The organism is Arenibacter latericius DSM 15913 (assembly GCF_000424985.1).
Classification (GTDB): Bacteria; Bacteroidota; Bacteroidia; order Flavobacteriales; family Flavobacteriaceae; genus Arenibacter; species Arenibacter latericius.
Window position 1 is genome coordinate 63,669 of the sequence record NZ_KE384289.1, and the last position, 9,725, is coordinate 73,393.

7 protein-coding genes are annotated in these 9,725 nt (G+C 32.7%); all 7 read right to left on the bottom strand.

The genetic code is table 11. From position 1 onward, the window contains the following. Positions 1-5 precede the first annotated feature (5 nt). Entirely contained in the window at positions 6-2,147 is a 2,142-nt protein-coding gene (locus H344_RS0118800) for a DUF4838 domain-containing protein (protein ID WP_026811678.1), read from the bottom strand. Continuing rightward, positions 2,134-4,944 (bottom strand): tetratricopeptide repeat protein, encoded by a 2,811-nt coding sequence (locus H344_RS0118805; protein WP_026811679.1) that lies wholly within the window; start codon positions 4,942-4,944, stop codon positions 2,134-2,136. Before H344_RS0118805 ends, H344_RS0118800 begins: the two co-directional genes overlap by 14 nt. A gap of 32 nt (positions 4,945-4,976) precedes the next feature. Then, positions 4,977-6,431 carry a glycosyltransferase family 2 protein gene (locus H344_RS0118810; RefSeq protein WP_026811680.1) on the bottom strand — a complete coding sequence of 485 codons (1,455 nt, stop codon included), beginning with the start codon at positions 6,429-6,431 and terminating at the stop codon, positions 4,977-4,979. 21 nt (positions 6,432-6,452) lie between these two features. Next, positions 6,453-7,262, bottom strand: coding sequence for a HEAT repeat domain-containing protein (locus H344_RS0118815; RefSeq protein ID WP_026811681.1), 810 nt, complete (start codon positions 7,260-7,262; stop codon positions 6,453-6,455). Continuing rightward, on the bottom strand, positions 7,243-7,599 hold the full coding sequence (locus H344_RS0118820) for a hypothetical protein (protein ID WP_026811682.1): 357 nt from the start codon (positions 7,597-7,599) through the stop codon (positions 7,243-7,245). The genes H344_RS0118815 and H344_RS0118820 overlap by 20 nt, the downstream gene beginning before the upstream one ends. A gap of 421 nt (positions 7,600-8,020) precedes the next feature. Continuing rightward, positions 8,021-9,007, bottom strand: coding sequence for a helix-turn-helix domain-containing protein (locus tag H344_RS21310; protein WP_051254404.1), 987 nt, complete (start codon positions 9,005-9,007; stop codon positions 8,021-8,023). Positions 9,008-9,068: 61 nt separating this feature from the next. Next, positions 9,069-9,725: IS66 family transposase (gene tnpC, locus H344_RS0118830; protein ID WP_026811683.1), on the bottom strand; the 657-nt coding region annotated here is incomplete at its 5' end.

Sequence of the window (9,725 nt, forward strand, 5' to 3'; positions counted from 1 at the left end):
AGTATTTAATTTATCTGAATTTCGTCTAAACCGATATTATATCTACCAAAGGGTTTTTCAATTCTTACCGTTAGTGTTTCAGTTCCGAAAAGATTTATATCTATCTCCAATTCTGCTATTCCATTAAGGATATCAATATCTTTTTCTGTAAAAGTTTTAATTAATTTACCATCAGAGTAAAATTCAAGTATTTTTGGGAGATGAAACCTATGTTTTTTTAAGACAAGAAAGCGTAGTTTAATAGTTTTCGCATTTTGAATATTTTGAGTTTTAATGCTAAATTGTGTAGAATCCTTGCTACTAATATACCAACCTTGATGGTAATCCATTTTAAATCCAGGAAGGCCGTCATTTAATAGATAGGTTTCATTATAATCACTTTCTAGTTTAAAATTTGATTCAATCGTTGTTCCCTTCAATAAATTTTTATACCCTTTCCCAGACAGTAAACTTTGCCAAGTGTCCAAATAGCATTTTAAATCACCATCAACCTCCCTATAGCTATTCAAGTCCGTATACTTATCATAATCTTTAAGCATTAAGATCCATTCTTTATATCCTTGCCTTGTTGATGTTTCTATACTGTTTTTTAGATTGTACTCTAATTTACTTTCTTGTTTGGTATAGGCTATTTGAAGCCTAGTAAATGACAATGCAGTTATTAGCTTTTTAAGCTTAACCTTTTCAATTCCTTGTGTTTTTAAGATGGATTCCTTCAGTTTGTTATAAAAATCAATAAAATGATCAGAATCAATGTATGTGTTTAAAATATCTCTCATTCCTCCATACATAGGGTAAGCTTTGTTGGAAGACTGAAAATTATCTTCAATTTCCAAATAATACTTAGCCAATAATTGATGATTTTTAGGATAATTCCTTTGGAGGTACCTTCTAATTAACTTTTCAATATTAACCTCAACATCCATTAACAAGGCAGCTGAAATATAGGTTTTTAAGTCGTCAAATGAAGAATAGTCATAACCACTTGCATTGAGAAAAATTCCTTTTACTTTATATTTTTTAAAAAAGCGTAATTGCTTTTGCAATCCAAAAAGTACAGGAACAGGCGTTAGATAATCATCAAAATTTGACGCATAGTCCCATAAATAAATAGCTGGTGATTTTTCTTTCCATACTTTCAACTGACTTATAAACGTTTTAATAGAAGGCTGATCCTCTTTAAGATTAATGCCTCTTGGTAAGTCTGCAGTACTAATAAAAACTCCAATATTAGAGCCTAGGTTGTATGTTGGAGGCTCAATTGTCGTCCGATATGCAGATGTAAAAAAATAATGTAGAGGTAATAATTTCCCTAGTTTATTAATAAAATTTGTAACCGCTGGTGTTGCATTAGTCGTGGTATTACCCAATTTAATACAGTTATTGCAAGTACAAACTAAATCGTTGTCTTGTGGCATTATCATAAAGCGGTAGCTAACAGATGTACCATCGCCAAATTGATTGATAATATAATCATATGTAGAGTTAACCAATAATTCAGAGGAAAAGCAAAATTGTTCTCTCGAAACTCGGTCTCCATCAACTCGAGAATAAATATCATTCCCGACCTCTTTATTTACAACTTTTCCAAGATTGTGTCCCCACAGACCCCAATCTGTATCAACATTGTTCGTACCAATTATAGATGAATAGCCCTTTTCAAGGTTAGGTAAGAAGTGTGGTTCACGATAAGAAAAATCAAAATCCTTACAATGTGTTTCAAAATTAATTATACTAGGTGGAAGATCACTTGCTTGAAATCGATTATCCACCTCAGCAATGGCATCTATTAATTGATAGATTATCCAAACAGCTGTCTTATCATTTTTAAATCGTAAAACTGTTCTATTCGGGTAGTCCTCAATACAATAATCATGCTCTAAATCGGCTACAAGATGAAATTGAATAATTCTAGTTCCTTCAGGGATTTTATTCAAAGGTTGGTTTTTTAAAAATTGTACTGTAGATTTATCTTGGCTACGTTTCAAAAGATGACTATAAGCATAAGCAGCCCAATTATCACTTCTATTATTTTCTATTGCATTTAGGACGTAAGCCTTAGCCTTTATATTTGAATTGGCCCAGGCAAAACTCCCTACCCACATAAATAAGAAAGCAACGCCTCTATAAATACTAAAATGCCACATTGATATTGAAATAAAGATTATAAAGGTTTTTGTATTGATTTTCTGAATTCCCTTCTCCTCCTTTGTAATTGTACCAAGTTCCTAAAATACCACCATAAAGGTTTTTATATAGGTTCCACTGATATCCGGCTCCTAGCATCGTGTTCAATACCGAAAAACCACTATGCATCTGATAGTCAACCAATTCAATTTCAGGTGATGAACCTAAACTCCCAACAACGGTAAAATAGTTTTTGGGAGAATAAAAAAAGTAGCGGGCATCTAATGAAAAGTTATATAGCCAACTCTTGTCTAGAATTAAGCCGTTCAATCGCATATTCAAGCGAATTTCATCCCATTCTTTACTAATTCCTCCAACTATGTTATACAAGTCCTTGTTGGAAACAATCCCCTCAGGTATATCTTCGGAAAGTTTTCGATATCCCACTCCTATTTCGTACTGAACTCCATTTAAAAATTTAAGATATTTGTATAAGGATGCATTTATTGTGATCTCTGGAAAAAATTGGTTGGATAAAGCAACATTCAATAATGTAGATGATTCCTCATTCCAATCATGTAGCCATTCGCTTTGTACCTGAACACCCTTACCAGAAAGTTTACCTGCATAATTCACTCTTCCAATGTAAGTGTCTCTTTTGTCCAAACGACTATACTCTATTGTAGATAGGGTGTTCATAGAAAATTGATCTCCATGGTTACTACCTAATAAGTTTAGACTTAATTGATTCTTGTAAGTTTTATATTTTAAATAGTTTTGTCGCCTTATAAAGGCCTCGGACTCCATGATAGAAGGTTCGTAATAGGACTGGTAATAATATGCCGAATCATATTTTTTTACTTTCTCATACGCTAGCCCTTTTATATGTTTTAGTGATTTATTGCTTGGGGAATAACTTAATGCTGTATCGATTTTACCTATTGATATCTCACTCAAATTATTTTTAATTAATTCTAGGGTGTACTTTTCGGTCAACTGAGTAAAAGCATTTATAAGGTCTTGGTTATAGCGATTAGCTTTGAGCTCTAATAATAAGTTTTTATAAATTTCTCCATACTTTTCAACATCAGCATATACAGCATCTATTTCTGCTAATTTTATCTTGAAAAATACATCTTTTGGAAAACGATTGTCTCCTCTTTTTGCGTATTTGTACAAAGCATCATCATCTCCTGTCAAATGAGCAAATCTAATGGCGTAATGGTAAGCAGATTGAGAATCAGGATCTACCTCCAACCATTTCTTTACAAAACGAAAAGCTTCATTATAACGAAAATCATGGTTAAGGCTATTTATAATTTGTATCACCATATCTGCATAACCAATTAGATTTTTACTCTTATTATCTCCCTCTGAAAAGTTAATAGCTTGTTCGTAAGCAGAGGTTGCATCTTGATATTTCTTTTGCTGAAAATAAAGCTCAGCTCTTTTAATTAATAAATCTTTATTGCCCGGTTCTATAACGTCCAATTCATTTAATGCCTTTAAAGCTTCTTTATAATTTCCTTGAGCTAGCGAGGCATTAAAAATTGATGTCTTTGCTATTCGTTTAAGCTCTAAGTCGCTATGCATGCTAACTTGTTCCCATGCTTTTATAGCTTCAGTATAGCGTTCATTTAACATTTTATCTTTTCCCTCTTGAAGCATATTATTCACATATGCTTCTTTGATATCGGAATCCATTGGGTATAGAAAAAAAAGCTCTTTTGTCAGTGAAGCTACTTTAGAATCATTACCCATTAGGTTATAAATAGCTAGTTCTTTAACAGAAAGCTCTTTGGAAGCTCCTACTGCTTGCCGATGTTTATTCAATAAATTCAAGGCCTCTTGATACTGTTGCTTTCCTAATGCATCATTAAATATATAAGAGAAAGCTTCCTTATCCCCTAAGTTTTTCAAAAATACTTTACCATACAATACGGCAGGTTCGCTTTCCTTGGCATTTCTAGCAGCTTCCTTTAGGTAATAATTATACTGATCATAGATTGCATTTTGTTGTAGAAAGTTTAGCAATTCACTATATCGATTCTGATCCGCTAAGATTCCTGCTTTTTTATATATTAACATTGTACTTTTCGGAAATTGATTTAAACCACGTTCTACATAAGTCAATGCAATGTATGGATCCCCCGCCTTAAGATGGTCATTGACCACATTTATATAGTAATCCTCTCTTTGAGTGTCTTCCTTTAAAAGCTTTTTACTCAACGCAATTGCTTCGTCTAATTCCCCTTCTATCCGACTATGATGTGCCTCTAATTCCAAACCGTACAAGTAGTCCTTTTTTAACTCCTTATCATTGGGGTATATCTGATTTAAACGTTTTCTAAGTCTTTTAGCCTCAATATGGTTGTTTTGCAACTCGTAAAGCTCTATTTTTTTACTCCAAAGATCACGCCAGTAGGGCCTAATTTCTAAAATCTCATTTACATAACAGATAGCACTGGAATACCGTTTAGAATCGACCTCGACATTAACTAAAATCTGTTTAGCATCAATATTATTTGGATTAACTACCAAGGCTCGATTTAATTGATAACGAGCTTCATCGAGCTGACCTTTATGATAGTTATATTTTCCCAAAAGCATTATTAGATCACTATCGGTAGGATGTATTTTCAAGCCCTCCTGAATCGTATTCTTCCCAGCTTCCCAATTACCACTTTCAAAATATCTCTTTACCTTACCTACATAGTCTAAATTATAATCTAAGGCTGATTTTTCTTGAGCTAAAAGGGCACTATTAATGCATAGTGTGATAAGGATAAGTAACCCACTAATAATTTTACTTTTCATTTTTAATAAGTTGTTCTATGGAAAATAGATAGTTATGCTTTTGGAGAGGTTGTGCCAATAATTTCGTTTGCACTTGTTTTTGAATAACCTTGACGAGTCATTTTTCCCCAGGTAAATTCCTTTAAGAAAAGAAATTCCAAATACCCTTTTAAGCTAAATACAACTATTAATGGATGGTAAAATAGTGCTTCGAGGGAGGAAAATAATATTAGCCAAAGATAGTCCGTGTAACTTCTATATACCTTTTTTACAGATAAGTCATAAGAAATAGTAATAAGTGAAATAGTAACCCCTATGAGGTATACAAATAGAAGCATTAACCAAAATGTAGAAAAATTAACCTGATTGGTTAACATCAAATAAACAAGGAATAAAAACCCAGTAAATTCAATAATAGGAGCCAAAAGTTCAAAAATGAGTGCATAAGGCATTACTATCCATCCAGTTCTTCCATATTTTAGATTAAATAAAAACTTTCTATGTACCACAAATATTTGCAACAATCCTCTTCCCCATCTTTTTCGCTGTCGCGCTAATATTTTAAGGTTAGGTGGTCCTTCAGTCCAGCATAAAGAGTCGGGTATTTGAACAATGCGATATTTCCTTTCATTCTCCCTTTCATTAGCTATCATCCTTAAGGTCATGTCCATATCTTCCGCGTGCGATTGAGGATCAAAGCCTCCCGCCTTTATTACCGTAGAAGTCCGAAAAAGGCCAAACCCTCCAGAAACATTGGGGATACAATTTATTATAGACCAACCTAGCTTTGCAACGAGATAAGATCGTAGATATTCAGTTTCTTGAAACAACGGGAAATATGACCGAGGTGGAGTTACACTGGAAAACTCACCTTCGTTTACTTCGCATCCATTTACCATACGCATAGTAGCACCTACTGCTATCACAGGTATTTTTGAATCTAATACTGGAAGAATTATCTTAGTTAGTGTGTCTCTTGCTAATATACAATCTACATCTGTATTAATAAAATAATCGTATTTGGCAACATTTAATCCAGCATTCATAGCATCAGCTTTAGTACCACCGTTTACTTTATCAACTATAATTAACCGTTTATATTTATTAAGGTTAGATTTAAAAACTCTTCTCACCGGTTTAGATCTAAGTTTCTCGATATAAGGAAACTGAATTTCTCGTAATTGAAAATTATTAATAAGAAGTTCGAGTGTTCTATCCGTACTTCCATCATTCACTATTATAACTTCAAAATTCGGGTAATCTAAGCTGAGTAGAGAGTTAACATTATCTATAATAATTACCTCCTCATTGAAGGCAGGAGCTACAACTGAAATCCCTGGAGCTATTTCGGGATTATTCTTCAATTTATCTTCTTCCCTTGTAGTATATTTTATTTTGCTTCTAGAAATATTTATATAACCAAGAATAGCAAGTATCACATACACAACCGATATTAATGTTGCATAAAAATATATGAGATATTGATAGTAATATGTAATGTATTCCATATTTAAATTGTGAACTTTTATTTATAGTTCAAAAATTTCAGAAGTGTTCTTCTCGATATAAGAAATTGCGATTTTTTCAAAATCCGTGGAAACACTATTCTCTATTTTGGAATAGACACTTCCATCATGATCTATTAAGCGGATATTAAGTAATATTTTAATTAATGTTTCCTTATTATAAGTTTGATAATAAATACTTTCTAAAAAACTTAATGCTTGTTCACCTCCTAACTTACCTAGTGCATCGATAATTTTATCTTTAACCTCTTGAGGGTTATAATTGAAGCTTTCTATGAACACTGGGACAGCAATATCATAATCCAATAATCCTAAAGTGTCTGCAATTTGTGCTTTAATGGAATAATCTACATTTTGTAAGTACAAATCCAATAATTGTGGAGCACAATCTATTTGTTGAAAAAAGCCAATTTCTTTAATCAAAAAAATCTTAAATTCAATTTTCTGCGCCATGTTAACCCATTGCATTAGAGGCGGTAAGGGCTTTTCCTGATTCTTTTTCTTTAAGGCTGAATGAATTCTTAACTCGTCTAAAGCATTAAAGTCTCTATCAAAATCATCTTCCAGATATTTAAAGGCATCAGTTGAATCAACTTCTAAATATATACTTTTAGCAAACTTTCGAATATCTTTGTTTTCTGTTTGAGTTCGAAGGGAAATCACTCCTCCAGTAATATTATCTTTAATCCCATGTAGCATCCTTAGAGCAATACTATTAGTATTTATATCATTGGTAGACAATTGATCCTCCCAAAATTCTGGCAAGGACAATGCCGATAATATCTCTTTATAATTATGAGTATTTAATTTCATCTTTCTTTATTAGATCCAACAAAACGTTGGTAATTTGTACTTTTTCCCAAGACTTTAATCCTTTTTCCCCTATTCCAAGATTAATATTGATTTGATCGGCTTTTACATTATTTTTATCATAGAGGATATCTTTTATCCGAGACTCGTATTTCCGTCTTATTTTTTCCTTGCGTTGATACTCATTTCTCTGTTTATAAGCAATAAAAAATATTCTAACTAAAGAAAGTAGGTATAGAACAATCAATATCACAATTAGAATTAAGGTTGTTTTGACAATAAACGGGAGTGCGTCAAAGTGGGACTCCAAATAATACCGGTAAAAATTTAAATTACTCATAAATGTGATTTTCTTTTTGGACCGCAAGAATGAACTGTAAAAAACTTGCGATAGGAACAATTAATTGAAACATTTTAATCATAAATCTGAATTTTTCTCTCTTTGTTTCGCAACCATTTAATTAGGACATAAAATGCAAAAAGAACAATTAACAGGATTATTTAAAATGGATAGGGTTAATCTATCAGTTGTAATTTTCGGCAAATTTAATTGATAGAAACTGGTGAAAATTTTAACCTACACCTATTTTCCGTAAAATAGACAGGACCCAACAAGCTGATTACAAATGAATTACAACAATAACAAGAATTAACGCTAAAATTCCTACAAATAAAAAGTTACTTTTGAAGGTTGAAGCAAATGGAGTTTTGAGTGGGCAAGGTGAAAGACTTCCCCAGATGAGATTTGATCTTTATATACTTTAAGTTAAAACTGACTTTTTTTCAGCTGACTTATTTTTTAAATTGGCTATAAATTGTGAAGGAGATACGTGAGTAACATTCTTAAAACTAGCTGAAAATTTACTATGCGAAGAAAATCCACATTCTTCTGCTAAATAACTAATCTTATAATTTAAGTACTCAGGATTGGTCTTTAATCTATTAACTATATAATTAATTCGCAACTGATTTATGTACTGATTATAATCTGTATTTTTATTGTTTTTAAGAACTTGTCTTAAGTATTTTGAATTACTATTTAAAATCCCAACTAGTGTTGAAAACGACATATTTTTATCTAAAAAAGAGTTTCCTTCTTCAAATTTTTTTAGTTTTTCTAGTAATTCATTTTCCGTTTTCTTTGAAAGATTTAAATCTGTAGAGGTATTAATTTGAGATTTTTTGTTTTCTATTTCAGTATTTAGTTTTAATTCCAATCGACTTACTTTTATTCGATTAAATTTTACAGATATCAATATAGAGGTTAAAACCAATAATACTATAAATAGAATTGTATAAAAAGAATTATGAAGAAAAGGCTCCTCATCCTTTTTCTGAATAAAGTTCTGAAGAGGAATACTTAAAGATTTATTCTTGGCTACCCTTAAGCTATCATTAAGATTAATATATTTTGTTAAATATTCGGTTGATTTATCTACTGCGCCCATTCTTTGATAGAGGTACCCAATCTTTTTCAATATATCAACTCTTAAGCTAACCCTCTTTAAATCGCTAGCAATTGAAAGCACCTCTTTATAATTTTTTAACGCAGTATCTAGTTCTTCTTTTATTAAATAATGATATGCATAACCTTCAATAATAGTCGCGCGATTTAAATCATACATATAATTGGAGGTAAAATAGGGTTTAGGGCTAATTTTAAGATCATTTATGCGTTGAAGACCTGAAGTTAGATAAGAATTTGATAATTCAAAGTTCTTTTCTTTATCTAAAACAAGCGTATCCATCCCACGAACCACGTCTTGCAAGGCAGATTAACTCTTCTAAGGTCTTCCCTCTGTAGTATGTTTACGCTTTTTTAAGTTTTTTATAATTCTGTGGATAAAGGTCCCGGATGTCCTTATGGTTGATGGTCATGATATTCTCCAAGGTATACTTTATCCATTCATATGGATTTACCTCGTGTTTTTTGCAGGTAGCAAAAAAGGAATAGATGCCCGCGGCCCTTTGTGCGGCATCATGGGAGCCTGCGAACAGGTAGTTTTTTCTTCCCAGGGCTAAGGGACGGATAGCATTCTCCACTAAATTGTTGTCGATCTCCAGGATGCCGTCATAAAGATAGGCGCTGAGCTGGTCCCAACGGTCCATGGTATATCGGAAAGCTTTTCCAATGGGACTCTTGGGAAGGATCAGTTGCTGCTTCATCTGCTGGAACAGCCATTTTCCAAATTCATTGATCACCGGTAGGGACTCCTCCAGTCTTAGGGCTTTTCGCTCCTTGGGATTTAGTTCCCTTTGCCTGGCACTGGCTTCTATCGCATAGAGTTTTTGGATAAAGGTCAAGGCTTTTTCCGCACGCTCTTTGTCATTGTCCTTCGCTTTATCGAATTCCCTTCTTGCATGGGCCCAGCAGTTTAGGTGGGTAACACCTTCTCGTTTTCCTATTTTATCATAGGCCACGTAGCCATCGGTCTGAAGATAGCCCTTGAAATCTGCCAATACATG